Below are 21657 nucleotides of genomic sequence, written 5' to 3'. Positions count from 1 at the left end.
GCCGTTCCCGCTTCTTCATGGACTCACAGCCACTTTCGCCACCACGCCAGTGCGAGTCCCGCCAGCGCCAGCCCGGTCATGAGCGAAACGGCGATGACGAATCCCGTCAGGCCGGTCTTGAAGAAGGGCGCTTCAAAGTTCATTCCCAGCACGCCCGCGATCACCGCCAACCCACCCATCAGTGCCGCCAGGATGGTCAGCACGCGCATGATCGCGTTCGTGCGCAGCGCAGTCTGGTTGCTGAAGAGTTCGAACGAGCCGATCACCACCTCGCGTGCGTTCTCCACCGCTTCCATGGCGCGCTGGAAATGCATGTCGACGGTCTGGAAGTGCCGGTTCACTTCGCCGTCGGTGCCGGGCCGGAAGTCCGGCCGCGCGATCGCGGCGAACACGCCGCGATGCGCCGACAGCATCCGTCGCAATCGCGATGCCGCCTTGCGCAGGCCGCGCAGGCTGTGCAGACATTCGCCATGGCGATCGTCGAGGATGTCCGTCTCCAGGCGCTCGTCGGCGCTTTCGAAATCGGCCACCGCGTCGAAATAGGAATTGACGTGCCAGTCCAGCAGCGACGCGGTGAAGCTGTCCGCGCCGAGCATGCCCAGGCCGGAATCGTGCGATTCGCGCTCACGCAGCTTGGTCAGGAAGTCCACCGGGTCCTTGTGCGACGTGATCACGAAATTGCGACCGGCCAGGATCGCCAGGACCGTCCCGTTATAGGCGAGCTCGCCATCGTTGCGCACCGCGACCACGCGCACGAAGAACCAGCCGTTGCGCACGCGCAGTTCGGGCATCGCGCTGCGGTCGAGGAACCAGGCCGCGACCTCGTCGTCGATCCCCAGCCGCCCGAGCACATCGGTAATGGTCGGCTCGCTGCCGCCTTCCAGGTCGATCCACAGCAGCTGGTCTTCGGTCAGATCGTCCAGGCTTGCCTCGCCCAGCTCGATCGTGTGGACGCTTCCGCTGCTCTCGAAACGACGGATATCCAGCGTGCCGGCGGGTTCCTGCATGGCGGTAACGGAAGTGACGACGCCATGAATCTGCTTCCCGCGACGTCGCTCCGGCGTGACAGCGCCGCGGCCGACCAGCCTGCATTCAGCGTGGCGAGCAGGCGGAGTCGTCGATTTCGTGCGCGCGCCGGTCGATCACGCCGTGCGTCCGGTGGCGCATGCCGGCCCGGCTCTGGTCGTGGGCGAGGGCGCACACGACTTGTCCCGACGTCATGTTCGATCGCAGCCACCAGGTGCTGCTGATTCCGTTGGGCGCGATCAGGCGGAGCCGGCAACGGCCGTCGGCCGCCGGCGGCTCGGCGTAGATACGCCAGCCTTTCGGCAGATCCCCTTCCTGCATGTGTTTTCCCCTGTTCGGTGTGCGTCTCTCGCGAAGCATCACGCAAACGGCATGCCAGTCCCGTGACGGAGGGCGTTCAGACGCGCCACGCGGCGTCCACGTGCGCGGCGCGCACGGGGCAAGCACTTCGCACTGAAGAAAGTTCGAGACACCGTGAAAGAAATGGCGGGCCCATGCGCGCGGCCAGCAGGCTCGACCGCGATGACACCGTCATCGCCAACGTGAACGACGACGGTCCGCGCGTTACGCAATGTCGACTTCCATGACGCCAAGCTGCATGCAGGTCAGGGCGCGTCGTGCGTCTTCCTGCCTGCATACACGTCTGCACATCCACAGGAGTTCGTTACATGGCCAGCCGAAAGACGCCAGCGCCGAAGAAGAAGGCGCCCGCACGCACGTCCGCCACGAAGAAGAGCACCGCTGCACGCTCCGCACGTCGCGCTCCCACCGACAGCGGGCCGGCGCGCATGTCGGGCGAAGGCGCTGAAGATCCCGCCGTACGACAGGGACTGGAGACGCAGGCGCTCGCCGCGGCGTTCGATCACAACCCGACCAAGGCCGCCGAATACGGCCGCGACAACGCGCTTGCGCCGCCCGAAGGCGCGCATGCGACGCCGACGCCGCTGGCGGGCGCGAGCACGCTTACCGAAACGCAGACGTCGCCCAAGGCCGGCACGCAGGCCGCGCCCGGCACGAACCCGACCGTCGGTCCGCTCGATCGCGTGCGCGTGGATTCGGGCGGGCAGGTGCTCACGACCAACCAGGGCGTGCCGGTCGCGCAGAACCAGGATTCGCTGAAAGCCGGCCTGCGCGGGCCGGCGCTGCTGAAGGACTTCATCCTCCGCGAGAAGATCACGCACTTCGACCACGAGCGCATTCCCGAGCGCATCGTCCACGCGCGCGGTTCCGCCGCGCACGGCTTCTTCGAGTGCTACCGCTCGCTCCGCCGCATCACGCGCGCAGCGCCGTTCCAGGAAGACGGCAAGATCACGCCGGTGTTCGTGCGCTTTTCCACCGTGGCCGGCGAGCGCGGCTCGAAGGACACCGCGCGCGACGTGCGCGGTTTCGCCGTGAAGTTCTATACCGACGAAGGCAACTGGGACCTGGTCGGCAACAACATCCCGGTGTTCTTCATCCAGGACGCGATGAAGTTCCCCGACCTCGTCCACGCGCTCAAGCCCGAGCCGCACCACGCGATGCCGCAGGCCGCATCGGCGCACGACACGTTCTGGGATTTCGTATCGCTCATGCCCGAATCCACGCACATGCTGCTGTGGGCGATGAGCGATCGCGCCATCCCGCGCAGCTACCGCATGATGCAGGGCTTCGGCGTGCACACGTTCCGTTTCGTCAACGAGGCCGGCGAATCGCGCCTGGTGAAGTTCCACTGGACGCCGCGGCTGGGCACCCATTCGCTGGCGTGGGACGAAGCGGTGAAGATCTCCGGCGCCGATCCGGACTACCACCGCCGCGATCTGTGGGAAGCGATCGAAGCCGGCGAATTCCCCGAGTACGAACTCGGCGTGCAGGTCTTCACCGAGGAGCAGGCGAACAAGTTCAGCTTCGACGTGCTCGACGCGACGAAGATCGTGCCGGAGGAACTGGTGCCGGTGGAGCCGATCGGCCGCCTCGTGCTCAACCGCAATCCCGACAACTTCTTCGCCGAGACCGAACAGGTGGCGTTCTGCACCGCGCACGTCGTGCCGGGCATCGACTTCACCAACGATCCGCTGCTCGCCGGGCGCATCCATTCCTATGTCGACACGCAGATCTCGCGACTGGGCGGGCCGAACTTCCACGAGATCCCGATCAACGCACCGGTCGCTCCGGTGCACAACAACCAGCGCGACGGCATGCATCGTCAGGCGATCCATCGCGGGCGTGTTTCGTACGAGCCCAACAGCCTCGGCGGTGGGTGCCCGTTCCAGGCCGGTTCGGCCGGGTTCGTGTCGTTCCCCGAACCGATTCGCGCCGACGAACTGCGTGGGCGTCCGGAGAAGTTCGCCGAGCACTACAACCAGGCGACGCTGTTCTACGACAGCCAGAGCGATGCGGAAAAGGCGCACATCATCGGCGCGTTCCGCTTCGAGCTGAGCAAGGTCACCGTGCCGGCGATCCGCGAACGCATGGTGGCGAACCTGATGAATGTATCGCGCGAGCTTTCGACCTCCGTGGCCGCAGGCCTGGGCATGGGGCCGGTCGAAGCATCGCCGCGTGCGATCGAGCGGGTGCCGCGTCCGGAAGTCCGGCAATCGCCGGCGCTGTCGCTGCTCGCGCGTCCGGGCGACGGCAGCATCCGTTCGCGCAAGATCGCGCTGCTGGTTTGCGACGGCGTGGCCGGCGAATCGCTCGCCGCCGCGCAGCAGGCGCTGTTCGAAGCCGGCGCGGTGCCGCGCCTGGTCGGCCAGCGCATCGGTCCGTTCGTCACGGCCGAAGGCGAAACGCTGCAGGCCGATGCGTCTATGGAGAACGAACCGGCGCCGCTGTTCGACGCGCTCGTGCTGCCCGACGGCGAACGCGCGGTGAAGGCGCTGGCGGTGGACGGTCGCGCCGCGGAGTTCGTGAAGGAGCAGTACCGCCACTGCAAGCCGATCCTGGCGCTGGGTGCTTCCAGCTCGCTGCTGGAAGGCGCGGGCGCGTCGAAGATGTTGCCCGATGGCAGCAAGGATCCGGGCGTCATCGCCGGCGAGGAGGACGACGAGCAGGCCATCGCGTCGTTCATCGAGGCCATCGCGCAGCATCGCCACTGGGTACGCGAGACGGATCCGCCGATGGTGTGATCCAGATTTCGCTCAACGGCGAGAGACCATCAGATGGAGCCCTTCTCTCGCGTGCGGGAGAAGGTGCCGGCAGGCGGATGAGGGCAGCGGCCGTGCTAGCGTCGCTCCAGCAGCCCTCACCCCAACCCCTCTCCCGCAAGCGGGAGAGGGGCTACTCATCGCAGCGGAAGTACCTGCGTCACCGCGTTCTTCTGCCTCACATCCGATCCGCATCCATCACCGCCTGCGCGAACGCGGCCGGCGCTTCCTGCGGCGGGTTGTGGCCGATGCCGCCGGTGAGCAGGCGATGCTGGTACTTGCCAGTGAACCGCTTCGCGTAGCTCTCCGGCGACGGATGCGGTGCGCCGTTGGCATCGCCTTCGATCGTGATCGTCGGCACCGAAATGGACGGGAAGGTCGCGAGCCTGCGCTCGATCGCGTCGTACCTCGACTCGCCCTGCGCGAGGCCCAGGCGCCAGCGGTAGTTGTGGATGACGATGTCGACGTGGTCCTCGTTCTGCAGCGCGGCGGCGCTGCGGTCGAAGGTGGCGTCGTCGAAGGCCCACTTCGGCGAGGCGAGTTTCCAGATCAGCTTCGCGAAATCGTGGCGGTTTCGCTCGTAGCCGGCGCGGCCGCGCTCGGTGGCGAAGTAGAACTGGTACCACCACTGCAGCTCGGCTTCCGGCGCGAGCGGCGCCTGCGCGGCCTGCTGGCTGCCGATGAGGTATCCGCTCACCGCGACCAGCGCCTTGACGCGTTCGGGATGCAGCGCGGCGACGATGTCGGCCGAGCGGCCGCCCCAGTCGTAACCGGCGACCACGGCGCGCGGGATCTTCAGCGCATCCATCAGCTGGATGACGTCGTCGGCCAGCGCGGCCGGCTGGCCGTTGCGCGGCGTGTCGGCGGAGAGGAATCGCGTGGTGCCGTAACCGCGCAGGTGCGGGACGATCACGCGATAGCCCGCCGAGGCGAGCAACGGCACGACGTCGGCATAGCTGTGGATGTCGTACGGCCAGCCGTGCAGCAGCAATACGGGCGCGCCGTCGGCGGGGCCGGCATCGACATAGCCGATGTCGAGCACGCCGGCGCGGATCTGCTTCACCGGCCCGAAGGCGACGTTCGCGCCGCGAGCGGGCGTCGTCGCGCCGGACGCGCGCGGCGTGGCGGCCTGCGCACGCGGGGCGAATCCGAACGATGCGGCGGCCAGGCCGGCGGCGGCGATGCCGAGGAAGCTGCGGCGAAACGGGTCGATGCGGTCGGGGGCGAGCGTGTCCATGTCCGGGCTCCGGTGTGGGTGGGCGGCGACGATTCGCCGACGGAGCACAGGTTCGCGGACGCCCGTATCCCGCTTGTGTTCGCGGGTGCGGGGATTTGTAACGGTTTGTACGGACGCTAGCCGGCGTCGATCCCGTCGGGCGTCACGCGGTCCGGATCCCACCGCAGGCGCCGCTTCGCCCAGGTCTCGGCGGTCTGCGGCTTGACGAACAACGCCGTGACGTCGGGATGCTCGTCCTGCACGGCGCGTTCGATGCGCATCACGCAGGCTTCGATCTGTGGCGTGGTCAGCGCGTCGTGGAAGTCGGCGCTGAGCGCGGCGATGATGCTCTCCGGCCCCAGTTGCTGCGTGAGCACGCCGTTGGCGCAGCGCACGTCCGGGTCGTCGCCGGCGATGCGAAGGATGTCCTGCACGACCTGCCGCTGCGCGAGTTCGCCCAGCAGCAGGCCCTTGGTTTCGCGCGCGAGCAGGATCGCCGTGATCGCCAGCACCACGCCGATGCCGAGCGAGGCGTAGCCGTCGTAGCGCGGATCGCCGGTGACCTGCGTCGCCACAATGCCCGCCAGCGCGATCAGCAGGCCGGCCATCGCCGCGGTGTCCTCGAACAGCACGGTGAACGTGCTGGCGTCCTTGCTGTCGCGGAACGCCCGGATCCAGCCGCGCTTGCCCTTGGCTGCACGGAACGAGCGCAGTGCGATGAACCACGTCACGCCTTCGAACATCAGCGACGCGCCGAGCACCAGGTAGTTCACCAGCGGATTGGCCATCTCGCGCGGATGGCGCAGGTGCGCGAGGCCTTCATAGAACGAGATGCCCGCACCGAGCGCGAACACCATCAGCGCGACGATGAAGGCCCAGAAGTACAGTTCGCGCCCGTAGCCGAAGGGATGCGATGGATCCGGCGGTCGCGCGGCGCGCCGGATGCCGTAGAGCATCAGCACCTGGTTGGCGGTGTCGACCAGCGAGTGCACGCCCTCGCTGAGCATCGCCGACGAGCCGGTGAAGGCGGCCGCGACGAACTTCGTCGCCGCCACCGCCGCATTGCCCATCAGCGCAGCGACCACGACCATGCGGCCGGATCCGGCCATCGAACTGCTCCCTTCGAATCGTCACGGGTTGCGTCGATGGTCGGCGGAGCGGGGTAAATCCTTCGTGCACGTGGCGTGGGCTGCTCGCGCGTGTGCCACCTCTTCCGTCGAGCATGATGCGTCTGGCAGATGGATCCCCACCTTCGCGGGGATGACGGCTTGAAGGGGCGGATGACGGCTTGAACCGGCGGGTGAGGGCGCTTTTCGCTGTCATTCCCGCGCAGGCGGGAATCCACGCTCGAATGCATCACGTCCTCCGTCGAGCGTGATGCGTCGGGTAGATGGCTCCCCGCCTTCGCGGGGATGACGGCTTTAAGGGCAGGCAGGATGATGGCTTAAAGGGCGCGCGGGTATCGCAGCGCTTTTTGCTGTCATTCCCGCGCAGGCGGGAATCCACATTTGACTAGGTCACGCTTTCCATCGAGCGTGATGCGTCTGGCAGATGGATCCCCGCCTTCGCGGGGATGACGGCTTGAAGGGCAGGAGGATGATGGCTTAAAGGGCGCGCGGGTATCGCAGCGCTTTTGCTGTCATTCCCGCGCAGGCGGGAATCCACGCGTGAATGCATCACGCCCTCGTCGAGCATGATGCGGCTGGCAGATGGATCCCCGCCTTCGCGGGGAGAACGGCTTAAAGCGGGGTAACGGCTTGAAGGGAGCATGACGTCTTCAAGGGCAGGATGACGTCTTCAGGTGAGATGACGTCTCCAAAGGCGGATGACGTTTCAGGAAGCTCGCGCCTCGCGCTACTGCGCCTGCGCGCGGAACTTGTCCCAGCCCACCTCGCTCGCGCCGGCCGGCGGGGTGAACACGAAGGTGGAGTCGGGCAGCTTGGCGCTTTCGACCCACGTCAGTTCGGCGGTATACCCGGGCAGCCCCGCATCGCGCGTATCGACGAACGCGAGCTTGCACGGCAGGTGCTTTGCATCGGCGAAGACTTCCCACGCGATGCCGGCTTTCTTGTACGAGTAGTGCGCGCACTTGCGTCCGCCCACCAGCGCTTCGCCGGAGAAACTCGCGCGTTCGGCGTTCTCGAGCAAACGGGTCTGGTCGTCCCAGGTGAACAGCTGCGCCAGCGCCATGCGGAAGCCGACGCGCGACTCGACTGTGGACACGAGCGTCGACAGCGTGCCGGGCGCCTCGATGCGCGCGTACTGCTTCTGCGTCGGGGAGAACACGGTAATGGTGCGGCCGTCGTAGACGACGTCGCGATCGAGCCCCACGCCGCGCGTGGACGCGTGCAGGTGGTCCGGCGCGCGCACCTGGTACTTCGCGGTGCCGTCGAAATCGCGGTACTCGCCCGACGCCAGCGGCGCACGCGTCTTCACCGTGGCATCCACCGTGTATTCGCGCAGGCTGCGGAGCTTCTCGCCGATCTGCGACAGCGCCTTGATCGCCTTGGGATCCACCGCCCCGGCCTGTTGCGCATGTGCGGGCGACAGAGGGATCAACCCCACGGCGAGCGCGAAGGCGAGGGCGGGCATCTTCATCGCGAGTTCCCTGTCGGTCACTTCGAAGTGGCTGCGGTCTGCGCGGCCTTCACTTCGACCCAGCTGCTGTCCGGATCGAATTTCGTCATCGCGCGCGCAAGCTGGTCGCCGTCCGGGCCGAGATCCTTCTCGAACACCTCGCCTTCGTGGCTGACCATGAAGCTCATCACGCCGCTGTCGCCATAGCGCGCCGGCCACGCGACCAGCGCGAAGCCGCGGCTCATCGCGTCGCCGAGCTTGTAGTCGTACGCACCGCCCGGCGCCGACGGCCCCTGCGCGGTGAGGATGCGATAGCGGTAGCCGTGCCATTCGCCGTTGGGCGTGTCGTCGCCGAACAGCGGACCGAGCGGGCTTTCCTCGCCGCCGTCGTCGGCCCAGTACAGGCCGTCATGCTGACCGTCGGTGCTGACGAATTTCTGCGCGTACTCGAGCACGCCGTTGCCGTTGCGATCCTCGGCGGCGTAGTCGATCTGCGCGTCGTGGTAGGCGAGCACGGCCTGTTCGGCCTCGCGTTCGTTGCGGCCGATTCGGCGTGCGCGGATTTCCGCCTCGCCGGCCTTCACGTCGAAGGCCCAGCCGCCGCTGCCTTTCACCAGCGGAACCGGCAGCGTCCACGCGTCCTTGCCGACGGCGAGCATCTGGTGCGTCGCATCTTTCTGCACGAACGAACGCTTCTCGCGATAGCGCGCGAGGAACGCATCGACGTCCTCGCGATCCACGCTGCCGCGCGGGATCACCTGCTCCCAGCTCGGGCCGAGGAGCGCGGTGAGTTTGGCTTCGTCGGCGGTCTTCGTGCCGAGCGCGGCGACAAGCGCGTCGGCGGCCGCGTCGGGCGTGGCGAAGGATTGTTGTGCGTGTGCAGGCAACGCCAGCAGCAGCGCGAAGGCGAGCGGGAGCCAGCGGACGGATGCGCTCATGGGGTTCTCCTGCTCAACGACGACGCCCGCCGCCGCCGCGCATCGGCGGCCGCGAGGGACGGCTCATCTGCTGTCCACCGCCGCGCGAAGCGGCCGGACGCTGCGACTGCTGCATGCTGCGCTGCCCGCGGCCGGCATCGCCGCGCGACATCGCCGGGTTGCTCGCGCCCTGGAAGGCGCTGCTGTTGCCGGGGCGGTTCATGCCGGCGCTGTCGCGCGCACCCTGGCGCGCCTGCGCGTTGCCCTGGCCGCTGCGCTGGAAGTCGCCGCGATTGGCGCCTGCGGCGCCACCGGAGCGGTCGAAATCGCGCGACGCCTGCCCGGCGCGCTGCTGCGCTTCGCGATTGCTCGCCGCCGGCGCTTCGAAGCCGCGCTGTTCCATCGTCTGGCGCGCGCGGTCACGATCGGCGGTGCGTGCGGCGTCACGCGACGGATCGCGTCCACGCGCCGCATCGCGCTGACCGGCGCCGTCGAGCTGGCGTCCGTACTGCTCGCGACTCTTGCTGTCGCGATAGGGCACGCCGTCGCGGTTGGCCGCGTTGTGCTGCCACTTGCCGTCGCGGCTGATCTGGTCGCGGTTGACGTTGCGTTCGGTATTGCGGTTGGTGTTGCGGTTGAACTCGTTGTAGCGGTCCACGTCGATGTCGATATCGCTGTGGCCCCAGTCGAGGTCGCCCCACAACGCACCGCCGACGGCCACGCCGATGCCGAAGCTGAAAAGCGCGCCGCCCGGGTAGTAGTACGCCGGCGGCGGGTAGTAGTAGGGCGGATACGACGGATACATCCACGTGCCGTAGACCACGCTCGGGTTGTAGCTGGGCACGTAGACGACGTCGGGTTCGGACGACTCGATCACGATCGTCTGCGTGCCCGCGGGAACCGTCGTCGTCGTGCCGGTCGCGGGCGCGGCGGCCTGCTTGGTGACCTTCTGCTGTTCGTTCGACTTGAGGTTGCCGGCGGCATCGGCCTGGCGGCGCAGGCGCTGCACCGATTCCATCACCGCGTCGGGCTGCGCGAGGAACGCGTCGCCCATGCGCTGCACCCACTTGGGATCCTGGCCGAGCACCGCGAGCAATTGCGGGAACGCCACCAGCGACTGCACGCTCGGATCCCACGATTCGTTCGCGACCTGCTTCACCGCGTCCTCGCCCTTGGCGTCCTTGTGCGCCTTGGACCACGCGACCGCGTCGCTGACATCGCCCGGATACGTGGACGCCATCAGCACCTGCGCGAGCAGCGCGTCCGGATACAGCGCGATGGGCGCCATCATCTGGTCGAGTTCTTCGCGCGTGAACGTGCCGGACGAGGCCGTGTTCGTCGTGGCCGATGGCGCGGACGGCGCCTGTACCGGCGCGGCCGCGACGTCCAGCGTCGCCAGCAGGAGGGCGGCGATCGCCGCCTGTAGCATCAGGATGCGCATGGAACCTCCACTGGCGCGACGGCGGGCGGGGGAGGTGACCCGCCGTCGCGACGCTGCGTTACTTGCCCGCCTGCACGCCCTTGTCGACGATGAGCTTCACCACGACCTTGCGCGCGCCGGCGTTGCTGCCCGCGCCCGCATCGGTCGCCACGCCCATGCCGTCGCCCGCGCGCACGCGGCCCGGTTGCAGGCCGGCCTGCTGCTGCAAGTAGTTGGCCACCGCGTTGGCGCGACGCATGCTCAGGCGCTGGTTGGCTTCGGCGTTGCCGGTGGAATCGGTGAAGCCCTGCAGCACGACCTGGTAGTCCTGCGTTTCCTTCGCCTTCGCGGCGAACTGGTCGAGGCTGGACTTGCCGGCGGAGTTGATCGTCGCGCTGCCCGAATCGAACAGCACTTCGGCCGTGGCCAGGGCTTCGTACTTGCCGAAGTCGTTCATGCGCGCGGTGGTCGGCGCCAGGCCGGCCTGCACCTGCTGCGCGGTGCGGAAGTCCTCCGACTTGAACGAAACTTCGGTGGCATCGAAACCGCTGCCGCTGGCGACCGCGTCGATGGTGACCGGCAGGCCGGGCATCAGCGCCGTCTGTTCGGCCTTCTCGTGCACCACGCCGGTGAGGCCCTTGGTGCGCTTGTACTTGGTGCTGGGCGACAACGTGATGGTCTGCTCCACGTTGGCCGCGTCCTTGACCACAATGGTGTTGCCCTGGACGGAGGTGATCAGTCCCTTGATCTTGCTCTTGTCGCCGTCGGCGGCGGAGGCGGACGACACCGCCAGCACGGCCGCCATCGCGGCGGTGAGCGACAGCGACTTCATGAGCGTGCGCTTGTTCATCGATGGATCCTCGTGTGGGGCGGCGGGAGTCGGGCCCATGCAGGAGCGTCCCGTCCACCGCCGAGTTCTACGCCGATCCGCAACCGGCTCAATTGGCCCTTGGCCCAAGCTGCAGCGCAGCGCAACCCGGCAGGATTCGCGCCAACCCGCCGCGCATTCACGCCATGACCATCACCATCACCGTGCCCCAGGTGGTGAGGAACAGGTGCGCCACCGCGACCGCGCCGGTGTAGCCGATCACCGCCACGGGGCTGCCGGATTTCTCCTGCACCGCGGCGAGCGCGGCGGTGAAGGTCTGCGCGCCGGAGATCGCGCCGAGCAGCAGCAGCGGGTCGATCTTCAGCACTTTCCGGCCGAACCAGAGGCCCAGCAGCAGCGGGGTCATCGTCACCAGCAGGCCGCCGAAGAACAGGCCGACGCCGGATTGCCGCAGCGCATCCATGAAATGCGGCCCCGCGCCGAGGCCGACCATCGCCACGAACGCCGCCAGTCCGAAGGACTGCATCAGCTTCACCGCCGCATCCGGAACGCGCCCGAACAGTGGCCGCCGCCCGCGGATGTGGCCGACGACCAGGCCCGCCAGCAGCGCGCCGATGCTGGTGCCGATCGTCACCGTGATGCCGCCGATGGGCACGGAGGCCACGATGCCGAACAGCGCGCCGAGGAAGATGGCGAAGCCCACGACCACGAAGTCGGTGGCATCGCTCGCGTGCACGATCTCGCCCAGCACGCCGGCCGCGCGCAGCACCGCCGGTTCCGGGCCGACGAGGGTGAGCACGTCGCCGCGCTCGATCGTGGTGCGCGTGCCGATCGGGATGTCCTGGCCGCCACGGCGGATGCGGCGCAGGAAGACCGCGCGCACTTCGTCGCGGGCCGCGATGTCCTCGAGCGTTCGGCCGGCCCAGTGCGATTTGCCGACGAAGACCTCGTGCGAGGCCATCGGAATGTCGAGCAGCGCCGCGTCGTCGACTTCCTCGCCGCGTTCGCCGATCACGTCCACGAGAACATCGCGCCGGCCGCCGACGGCCACGACGTCGCCCGCGTGGATCACGCTGTCGCCGTCGATTTCCAGCAGCGCGCCGTCGCGACGAATGCGATGCACGAACAAACGTGCACCGACGATCACGCGTTCGGCGGCCGCGACGCTGAGGCCGGCGATGGGCGCGGCCGCTGCGATGCGATACGCACGCGTTTCGAACGGCTGCCACGCCGGCACCACACCGTGCCGCTGGCGCTTGATGCCGTAGCGTTGTTCGACCTGCAACGCGTGCGCGGCCAGGTCCACGCGCAGCAGCTTCGGCCCGAACACGGTGCAGGTGAGGATCACGCCCAGCGCGCCGGAGACGTAGCACAGCGCATCGCCGACGCCGATGTGCGCGAGATAGCGCTCGCGCGTGGCGGCATCGAGCGGCAACGCCTGGATCGCCTCGCTGGCCGTGCCCATCGCGGGCGATTCGGTGAGCGCGCCGGACATCATGCCGGCGGCCAGGCCCGGATCGAGCCGCAGCGTCTTCGCCACGACGATCGCGACGATCAATCCGACCACCGGCATGAACACGCCCAGCGCGGCGAAGCGCCAGCCGTCGCCCTTCATCGCACCGAGGAAACGCGGGCCGACCTCGTAGCCGATGCCGAACAGGAACAGCAAAAACACCAGCGACTTCGCGGTGGCCGCCACCGGCACCGCGAACAGCCAGCCCAGCAGCATGCCGGCGAGCAGCGAGCCGGTGACGCCGCCGAGCGTGAAGCCGCGCACGCGGATCGCGCCGATCCAGTAACCGATGCCAAGCGCCAGATAGACCGCGAGCTCCGGATACCGCGACAACGTCGAGGCGAACCACTGCATGCGTTGCCTCCGCGGCGTGGCGTCAGAGACTCGGCGGGTCGTAGTAGATCATCAGGCGGAAGTCGTCCAGGTCGGTTTCCACCGGGCCTTCCTGCCGCACGTGCGCGTAGCGCATGCGGAACAGCAGGCCTTTCAGGAAACCATCGGCCACCGCCCACTGGAAATTGACGTCGTACTCGTCCTTGGCGTACTCGGTGGGCGATTGCGGATCGGAGCCGTCGACGTACAGCGCGTACACGCTCGCCCCCTTGATGAAGGGGAAGGTGTAGCCGGCGCGCAGCATCCACGCCGATTCGCCGTCGCGGTTGAAGTCCTCCACCTGCACGCTGGTGAAACCGGGATAACCGCTCCACGGGTTCTGCATGTTGGTGTCGCCGCCGGCGCGGGTGTAAGCGGCGGTGAACAGCGCGCCGCCGTGTGCCAGCTCGGCCTTCGCGCCCCACTGGTCAGACGAGAAATCCGTGCCGCGCAGCAGGTCGTCGCCGACGCTGGTCTGGTCGGAATACTGCACCGCGAAACTCAGCTTGGTCTTCTCCGCGAGCGGGATGCCGTACTTACCTTCGGCGTAGAAGATGTTGATGATGTCGTCGCTGTAGTAATTGATCGCGCCCAGCGAGAGGTCGCCGGACTTGTAGTTCGCGCCGATCGCGTAGACGCCGCGATCGGTGCCGTCGGGTGCGCCGGCATCCTGCGACATCGACACGAAATCCTCGGAATTGCGCTCCTTGATCTTGTCGACGTAGCCGCCGCCCACGCGCCATTCGGGCCGGCCTTCGTCGCCGCCGTACAGGCCCTGGAACAACACGGTCTGGAAGGTGTTCGGCGTCATGCGCGCGTCGTTGCGGTTGATGTACGGCGTATCGAAACCGCGACGGCCGAGCGTGAGGCGCGAGTCCTCGTTGATCAGGAACTCGCCGTAGACCTCACCAAGTACGCTGTAGCCTTCCTGTCCGGGCGCGAGCAGCAGCGTGCCGTCGCGGTCGTCGGGGCCGTAGAGTTTCTGCGAGGTGTAACCTGTCGCGCCGAACGCGAAGCGGTCGCGGAAATAGCCCGTCTTGAATCCGAGCGAGCCGCCCAGCGCCCACGCTTCGCTGCCGCTGTCGTCGTACTTCTCGCGATCGAGATAGAACGAGCGCACCTGCAGGTCCCACTTCGTATCCTGGAACGCCTTGCGCCGCGTGTCGCGGATCCATTGCTGGCGATCGCGCGGCGCGAAGGCTTCGTTCATGCGCGTCTGGCCCTGTTCGGTCGAGGTCGGCGCGGTTTCGATGTAGACGTCGTCCTCGGTTTCCTTCGGCTCCTCGCCTTGCGCAGGCGCGGTGGCCTGCGCGGGCGCAGCGGTCTGCGCCCACGCGGGCATCGCCAGCAGGCAGCCGAGCGAGGCGGCGGCGACCGCCACGCATCCGGCACGGGGGCGCTTCACGTTCATGGCGGCTCTCCCTGCGCGTTACTGCGACAACACCATCGCGAAGTAACCGAACACCGTGTACAGCACGCCGGAAATCGCGTAGCCCACCGGGAAGCCGACCCACGGCACGGTGCTGTTGATCTCCTTCGCCGCTTCGCGCGCCGGGCCTGAGTGCGAGCGCGATCCCGCGACACCGCCCATCAGCACCGCCGGGTTGATCTTGAAGAAGTGGTAGCCCACCGCCCAGGTGATGAACGGCGGGATCGTGCTCGCCACGAAGCCGGCGAGGAAGATCTTCAGCGCGATCGAACCGGTCAGCTGTTCCAGCAGCGTCGCGCCGGCGTTGATGCCGACGATGGCGATGAAGGTGACCAGGCCGAGGTCTTCCAGGATGTTGCGCGCCGCGTTCGGCGTGCTGCCGAAGTAGCGCAGGCGCGAGACGATCGAGGAGACGAAGATGCCCGACAGCAGCAGGCCGCCCGCGTTGCCCAGGCCGACGGAGAAATCGCCCACCGGCACGTTGATCTTGCCGATCAGCAGGCCGATCACCATGCCCGCCGACAGCGTCAGCAGGTCGGTCGAAGTGCTCGGGCGCGCGATCTTGCCCAGCATCCCGGCGGCCTTGTCAACCGCGCTCTTCAGGCCCGTCACGAACAGCACGTCCAGGCGCTTGAGTTCGGTTTCCGCGCCGACGGGAATCGGCTCGCCGGAACGCTCGAGGCGCGTGACCTGCACCTGGCCGGCGAAGTCCTCCGTCGCGAGCGCCTTCAGCGGCTTGCCGACGAAGTCCTTTTCCGTCACCAGGATTTCGGCCTGGTCCAATGGCACGTTCAGCGCCTTGGGGTCGTCCACTTCGGCGCCGAGCAGGCCGAGGTTCTCCGTCAGATCGCCCAGCTTTCCGCCCAGCGCGACCACATCGCCGTGCAGCAGCACGACATCGGGCCCGGCGCCGAGCGAGTCCTCCCCGCGCCGCACGTTGACGATGCGGTACTGCGGGAACTTCGCGCGGAACTGCGCGATGGTCTGGCCGGCGGTGGCCACGTTCTCCAGCCGGTACGCGCGCAGGCCGCCGCCGCGATAGCCGGTCAGCGCCGCGTCGTCGACGTTGCGCACGCCATGCTCGCGCTCATAGTCCTGCGCGGCCTTGCGCGCGTCCACGCCCCACCAGCGCGGCAGGTACTTGCAGATCAGGATGATGCCGACCGTGCCCCAGATGTAGGTCACGCCGTAGCCGAGCGCGATCATGCCCGACACCTGTTCGGCCGTCGTGCCCGCGGGCACCTTGTACGCGCCTTGCTCCATCGCCATCTCGGCGGTGCCGATGGCGGCGGACATCGTCTGCGAACCAGCCAGGATGCCGCCCGCGGAGCCCGGGGGCAGCGCGAACCACTTCGTCATCAGCACCACCAGCCCGAGGCCGAGGAACGAGCAGATCACGGCGAGGATGGTGAAGGTAATGCCGTCCTTCTTCAGGCTGTTGAAGAACGCGGGCCCGACGCGCAGGCCGACGCCATACATGAACAGGTAGTAGAAGAGCGACTTGGCGAAGTTGTCGAGTTGCAGCTTCACGCCGTAGGTCGAGGCCCAGGTCGCGAGCGCCGCGCCGACGACCACCGCGGCCGCGACCATGCCCAGCCCGTAGCCCTTCACCGCGAACTTGCCGACCAGGACCGCCATGCCCACGGTGAAGAACAGCAGGATGTACGGGTTTTCGGAAAGGAACTGGAAGAAACCTTGCATGACGGCGTGCTCCCGATGGGTGGTTCCGAGTGGTGCTGCCGGAGGTGCGTTCCGTTCGCTACATGGATGACGCGCGACGATTGCCCAGCGCCGAGGGCTTGAGCAGCTTGATGCCCTGCGCGGCGTGGTAGCCGTGGATTTCCTTCACGTCGAGCTTGCGCATGAAGGCGATGGTGTCGGCGGTGATGACCTGGCCCGGCACCATGATCGGGAAGCCCGGCGGGTAGGGGATGACGAAGTTCGCCGAGACCATCTCCGGGCCGTCGCGCAGGCGCTTGTCGACCTCGTCGCTGTTCAACTTCACGAACTCGCAGTTGTCTTCCTCGTACGCCATGAAGAACGCGGGCCGCATGTGGCCCTCGTTGCTCGCGCCGTCGGGATGCTCGCGGAAGGCGTCGTGGAAACGGCTGAAGTTCGGCAGGTCCGGCACGTCGGTCATCAGCGACTTCACGCGATCGGCGAACACCTGCGCACCGACCGTCCCTTCCTGCGACAGCCGCGATTCGATTTCGCGCGACAGGTCGGCCAGCGCCTTGATCAGCAGCGCCGCATCGGAATGCGTGTTGTTGATGTTGGTCTGCACCAGCACGCTGTTGCGCGAGGTCTTGTTGATCTGGATATCGAAGCGTTCGGCGAGCAGGCCCTTGAACTGCGTGCCGTCGAAGCCCGCGGCGCCGCAGATCAGCGTCAGGCGCGTGGGATCGAGCGCGAACTCGTCCTCGTCCAGTGCATCGATCGCCGCCGACCAGCTCGAATCCGGCGGACCGTAGTCGCGCAGGCCGGACTCGCGGAATTCGGCGGGAATCATGTCTTCCGGGGTTGCCACGCGGAAATACTTCGAGATCAGCGGATGCGTGTTGACCGCGCGACGGATCTTCAACGCGAGGTCGGTCATGCGCAGCGTCAGCCCGTAGCCTTCCAGCTCCATCTGCCGGCGCGCGAGGTCGAGCGAGGCGATGAGCTGCAGGTTCGGCGAGGTCGAGGTATGCGCGAAGAACGCTTCCTCGAACGGGCCCTCGACGTGGTGGAAGTCCTCGTCCCACACCAGCATCATCGATCCCTGACGGAACGCCGACATCGACTTGTGCGTCGAGTTGGTCTGGTAGACGCGGATGCGGACCTTGTCGGGATCGGGCAGCCAGTGTTCGTCGAGCATCGCCGGATTGCTCGGGTCGATGTCGCCGTGCTTCTCCTTCCACGCATCGTATTCGGCGCGATAGGCCTTGCTGCGGTAGCGCGCGGTGAGCGCGGCGGCCGCGCCCATCGCGGTTCGGCGGCGGTGCATCGGATTGAAGCGCGCGAAGCCGAACCACGCCTCGTCCCACAGGAAGATCAGGTCGGGCTTGATCGCCAGGCATTCCTGCATCACGCGGCGCGGGTTGTACATGTGGCCGTCGAAGGTGCAGTTGGTCATGTCGATGACCTTGACGCGATCGAGCTTGCCGCCGGCGGCGCAGTCGAGCAGCGCCTGCTTGATCGTGCGCAGCGGCACCGCGCCGTACATCGAATACTGCGTGAGCGGGAAAGCTTCGACGTAGTACGGCTGCGCGCCGCTGAGCACGAAGCCGTAGTGGTGCGACTTGTGGCAGTTCCGATCCACGATGACGATGTCGCCCGGCTTGCACACCGCCTGCACGACGATCTTGTTCGACGTGGACGTGCCATTAGTGCCCAGGTACGCGCGCTTGGCGCCGAACGCGCGCGCGACGGCTTCCTGCGCCTTCTTGATGTTGCCGGTCGGCTCCAGGAGGCTGTCGAGGCCGCCGGTGGTTGCCGAAGATTCGGCGAACAGGATGTTGGTGCCGTAGAAGTGGCCCATGTCGCGGATCCAGTTCGATCCGAAGATCGACTTGCCGCGCGCGATCGGCAGCGCATGGAACGTGCCGATGGGCCGCATCGCGTACTTCTTGAGGTTGTCGAAGTACGGCGTCTCGTAGCGATCCTTCACGCCGTCGATGATCGACAGGTGGATTTCCATCGGTTCTTCGACGTGATGGAACACGCGGCGCAGCGGCGCGGCTTCGTCGCTGCCGGCGAGTTCCTCCGGCGAGCGGTCGGTGAGCAGGTAGAGGTCCAGTTCCGGGCGCGAGCCCTTGATCGCGCGCGCAAGGCGCAGCGACAGCGTTCCGGCGCGCGAATCGTCCTCATCGAGTTCGACGTGCCGCGAGACGAAATCCTTGAGGTCGGGAATGTCATGCTTCGAGTTGAAGCCGAAGCCGTCGACCAGCACCACCGCCTGCAGGTCGTGGTTGACCATCATCGCCAGTGCGGCGTCCTCGAAGCTGGCCACATGCACGGCGGTGTAGTGGAACGGATCCTCGGGGCGACGCATGCGGCGCATCTCGTCCTTCGAGCGCAGCCATTGGCCGGGATCGGCCGGCGTCACGACCATCACTTCGAAGTAGGGCTTGTCCTGCACGCCGAGGATGTCCGGCGGCAATGCGTCGAGCACCGTGCGGTCGACGTCGTCGTCGAGCTCCCACGCGTGTTCGTCGCGGCGGTAGTCGCCGGAGAGGATCGCGGCAGACACTTTCTGGGCAAGCCGCGCGAACGTCGCGGCATCGCCTTCGCCCAGCGCGTTGCGCAGGGCGGTGAGCAGGCGTTCCCCGGGATACGCCCAGCAGTGCTCCAGGCGCAGCACGTCGTCCAGGCGCTCCTGGCAGTGCTCGCGCTGCTTCGACGCGTTCGACGGGCTGGCGGATGCCCACGCGCGTGCGCTGGCGTTGAGGTGCCGCCACTGGTCCGCGCGCAGGGAGGCGGCGACGAGGACGTTGGACAACTGCGGGCGGTTTTCGGACTTGACATCCTGGTTCATGGAACACCCCGGGGGCGTGGTGTCGAGGGGAATCGCCGCACAAGCGACGCCGCGGGCCGGTGGCCCAACGCCCGAACGTTAGGCGCGCAAACAAGGCGTGAAAATTGGCCCTTGGCCCTAGTTCCTGTTGCTTCGGAATGTCGGTCGGGCCCGGCTGCTACGCCGCGCATTCAGGCCCGCGCATCCTCGCGACCGCTGGTCGGAACGGAAGACTCCGCGAGCCCTTCCCAGTGCGTCTTCGGCACGATCTTTGGCGCTTCCGGGTCGGCTTCGTAGTTGGGCGACATGATCTGCACGCCGGCTTCGTTGAAGGCGTCCTGGATGTTGGCGTGCAAGGTGCTGCGCGCGATCAGTCGCTGCTGCACGTCGGCGATGCGTGCCCGCAGCACGTATTCGACGTAGAAGTCCGACAGCGCGGCCTGCGCGACGAAGGGCGCGGGCGTCTCCATCACGCCCGGCGTGCGCCGCGCGGCATCGAGCAGGAGGCGATGAACCTGTCGCCAAGGCGCGTCGTAGCCGATGGTGACCTTCGACTCGATCCACATGCCGGGGCCGTCGGGATGGCGCGAGTAGTTGTGCAGCATCCCGCCGAGCACGACGTTGTTCGGGAAACTCACTTCCACGCCGAGCGGCGTGCGCAGGCGCGTGGTGAACAGGCCGATCTGCTGCACGGTGCCTTCGGTTTCGCCGATGCGCACCACGTCGCCGGGCGCCATCGTGCGCGAATACAGCAGCGTGAATCCGCCGGCCGCCTGGCCGACGATGCTCGACGCGCCCAGCGACACCATCAGGCCGACGAACACGCTTAATCCCTTGAAGGCCTCGGTTTCCGCGCCGGGCAGATACGGGTAGGCCATCGCCAGGGCGAACAGCCAGATCAGCACGGTGATGATCTTGCGCGTGGGTTCGGCCAGTTGCTGGTCGACGCCGAGGATCTGGAAACGCCCGGATTCCACCCCGTGGAAGGTGATGCGCACCGCCTGCGTCACGAGCCGCGCGAGCAGGAAGATCAGCAGCGCGCTGAACAGGCCGGGCAGGGCGGAAAGGATCGCGCTGCCGAATCCGGCGGTGCGCGCGCCGATCCACTCCGTCATCGCGGCCGCATACGGCTGCGTGTACGGGAAGCGGCCGAGCGCGAAGCGCAGCCACTCCTCGAAAGTCAGCAGCACGATCAGCCACATTGCAAGGCGCGCGAGGCCGCGTGCGCTGGCGATCAGGCCCGACAGCATCTGCCGCGCCGATTCGCTCTTCAGCTGCGCCAGTCGCCGCACGACCCAGGCATCCACACGATGCCGCACGCGCAGCACGAGCTTGCGCAGCAGCCACAGCGCGCCGACGGCCACCGCCGTGGCGATCGCCACCCACATCAGGCCCTGCAGCACGCGCTGCGGCATGCGCGCCTGTTCGGCGGCATCCACGGCCACCGACAGGCGCGACACGGTCTGCGCACGCAGCTGGTCCATCGTCTGGCCGCGCAGCGTGTCGCGATCGCCGGGGACCAGCACGGTGACGAGCTGGCCGGCCATCAGGATCGCCACGCCCTGCGGCACGTTCTGGTAGGTGACGGTCGCGCCGCCGGGTTCGTCGATGATGCGGGCGATGTTCGCTTCGGCCACGCGTGCGCGACGTTCCGGCGAGTTGCCGAAGAACGGCACGCGCAACACCACGATGTCGCGATTGAAGTAGCGCAGCGTGGCGGGCGCGTTCGCGACGTGTGCGGGGGCTGCGGCCGGTGCGGTGGTTTGGGTACGACCTATGGCGGGCGTGCACAGCGCGACGATGGACAGCAGCGCGAACAGTGACGCGGACAGCCACGACGCGGCCGCGTGCCGCATCGTCCGTATCGTCGAAGGGCCGCTCGCGTGCATGGTCGTCAGAACCGGTACGTCACGCCGAGCCGCAGGCCGCTGTCGACGAACTCCAGGTTGCCGATGAAGTCCGACTTCTCGGCGTCGGCGGTGATCCGGCGCCGCGTGTAGTCCAGCGAGATGCCGGTGCGTTCCCACGGGAACCATTCCACGCCGATACGCCCGAAGGTGATGTCGGCGTCGATGTCGTTGACGTTCGCCGAGAAATACCCGACGTCCGCCGAGAACCGCCACTGTTCGGCCGGCGCCCAGCGCCAGCTGCCACCGATACTCGGCGCGGGCAGGTCGGCGTCGACGGTCTCGCTGATCGCGCCGTCGATGCGGTTGCCGGCCGAATCGATCTCGACGTCCAGCCCGAGGCGCATGCGGTACCAGACCAGGCCGAAGCGCGGACCCAGCGCCCAGCGCTCGTTGTTGGCGGCCCACCAGACGTAATAGAGGTCGTACGCATCCAGGTCGACGGAGGCGCGCACGGTGCTGTCGGCTTCGTACAGCGTCCCGTCGAACTCGATGTCGCGCGAGATGCGTCGCGTCGCGTCGGCATCGTCCTGGTAGTAGGACAGGCCGAACTCGTGGTTGTCCCAGGGCCGCCAGGTCACGCCAACGACCGCAACCGTGTTCTTCTTGTCCAGGCCGAAGTCGCGCTGCAGGTCCACTTCGGTGCCCGACTGCGTCTCGCCGTCGGCACGCACCTGCGTGTCGAAGTCGGTGACGTAGCCGCCGATGCGGGCGCTGAAGGTGTCCAGCGGTTCGATCGCGCGGCACTCCATGGACGCGAGCGCGAGGATCGCGGCGACCGACGCGGTCAAAGGCATGGCGATGCGGGTGTTCATGGAAATCTCCTTCGCTTCGAAT

The 21657-nt window shown here is 67.6% G+C and carries 15 protein-coding genes; 1 reads left to right on the top strand and 14 read right to left on the bottom strand.

Translation table 11 applies throughout. The features are described 5' to 3' along the window. Positions 1-23: 23 nt before the first annotated feature. Together DX912_RS00265 and DX912_RS00260 are read right to left on the bottom strand one after the other, a co-directional pair. On the bottom strand, positions 24-1007 hold the full coding sequence (locus DX912_RS00265) for a magnesium transporter CorA family protein (RefSeq protein ID WP_115840470.1): 984 nt from the start codon (positions 1005-1007) through the stop codon (positions 24-26). A gap of 85 nt (positions 1008-1092) precedes the next feature. Beyond that, complete coding sequence (locus DX912_RS00260) at positions 1093-1347, bottom strand: hypothetical protein (protein ID WP_115840469.1); 255 nt, start codon at positions 1345-1347, stop codon at positions 1093-1095. Between the two features lie 347 nt (positions 1348-1694). Between DX912_RS00260 and DX912_RS00255 the strand changes: the two genes are divergently transcribed. Next, on the top strand, positions 1695-4127 hold the full coding sequence (locus DX912_RS00255) for a catalase (RefSeq protein WP_115840468.1): 2433 nt from the start codon (positions 1695-1697) through the stop codon (positions 4125-4127). A 196-nt stretch (positions 4128-4323) separates the two neighbouring features. On the opposite strand, the gene DX912_RS00250 is transcribed toward DX912_RS00255, so the two are convergent. The 12 genes from DX912_RS00250 to DX912_RS18260 all read right to left on the bottom strand — a co-directional run bounded on the left by DX912_RS00250 (position 4324) and on the right by DX912_RS18260 (position 21635). Beyond that, positions 4324-5382, bottom strand: coding sequence for an alpha/beta fold hydrolase (locus DX912_RS00250; RefSeq protein ID WP_115840467.1), 1059 nt, complete (start codon positions 5380-5382; stop codon positions 4324-4326). 116 nt (positions 5383-5498) lie between these two features. Next, complete coding sequence (locus tag DX912_RS00245; protein ID WP_233433423.1) at positions 5499-6470, bottom strand: cation diffusion facilitator family transporter; 972 nt, start codon at positions 6468-6470, stop codon at positions 5499-5501. 745 nt (positions 6471-7215) lie between these two features. Then, a complete protein-coding gene (locus DX912_RS00240; RefSeq protein WP_147298528.1) occupies positions 7216-7959 on the bottom strand; it encodes a DUF2092 domain-containing protein in 744 nt (247 codons plus the stop codon). A gap of 17 nt (positions 7960-7976) precedes the next feature. After that, complete coding sequence (locus DX912_RS00235) at positions 7977-8876, bottom strand: DUF2950 domain-containing protein (protein ID WP_115840465.1); 900 nt, start codon at positions 8874-8876, stop codon at positions 7977-7979. 13 nt (positions 8877-8889) lie between these two features. Next, positions 8890-10296 (bottom strand): DUF3300 domain-containing protein, encoded by a 1407-nt coding sequence (locus tag DX912_RS00230; protein WP_115840464.1) that lies wholly within the window; start codon positions 10294-10296, stop codon positions 8890-8892. 58 nt (positions 10297-10354) lie between these two features. Further along, positions 10355-11125, bottom strand: coding sequence for an OmpA family protein (locus DX912_RS00225; RefSeq protein WP_181902645.1), 771 nt, complete (start codon positions 11123-11125; stop codon positions 10355-10357). A 157-nt stretch (positions 11126-11282) separates the two neighbouring features. Then, positions 11283-12971, bottom strand: coding sequence for an aspartate-alanine antiporter-like transporter (locus DX912_RS00220; protein WP_115840462.1), 1689 nt, complete (start codon positions 12969-12971; stop codon positions 11283-11285). A gap of 22 nt (positions 12972-12993) precedes the next feature. Next, positions 12994-14400 (bottom strand): OprD family outer membrane porin, encoded by a 1407-nt coding sequence (locus tag DX912_RS00215; protein WP_115840461.1) that lies wholly within the window; start codon positions 14398-14400, stop codon positions 12994-12996. Positions 14401-14418: 18 nt separating this feature from the next. Beyond that, positions 14419-16119, bottom strand: coding sequence for an aspartate:alanine exchanger family transporter (locus tag DX912_RS00210; RefSeq protein WP_115840460.1), 1701 nt, complete (start codon positions 16117-16119; stop codon positions 14419-14421). Between the two features lie 58 nt (positions 16120-16177). Then, on the bottom strand, positions 16178-18934 hold the full coding sequence (locus DX912_RS00205; RefSeq protein ID WP_115840459.1) for an aminotransferase class I/II-fold pyridoxal phosphate-dependent enzyme: 2757 nt from the start codon (positions 18932-18934) through the stop codon (positions 16178-16180). Between the two features lie 170 nt (positions 18935-19104). After that, positions 19105-20769, bottom strand: a complete 1665-nt coding sequence (locus DX912_RS00200) for a mechanosensitive ion channel family protein (protein ID WP_181902644.1) — start codon at positions 20767-20769, stop codon at positions 19105-19107. 38 nt (positions 20770-20807) lie between these two features. Next, a complete protein-coding gene (locus DX912_RS18260; RefSeq protein ID WP_181902643.1) occupies positions 20808-21635 on the bottom strand; it encodes a hypothetical protein in 828 nt (275 codons plus the stop codon). Positions 21636-21657: the final 22 nt, after the last annotated feature.

Source organism: Lysobacter soli (assembly GCF_003382285.1).
Lineage (GTDB): Bacteria > Pseudomonadota > Gammaproteobacteria > Xanthomonadales > Xanthomonadaceae > Lysobacter_J > Lysobacter_J soli.
Note: the sequence above shows the minus strand (reverse complement) of the source record. Positions and strands in the feature narration are given on the sequence as shown.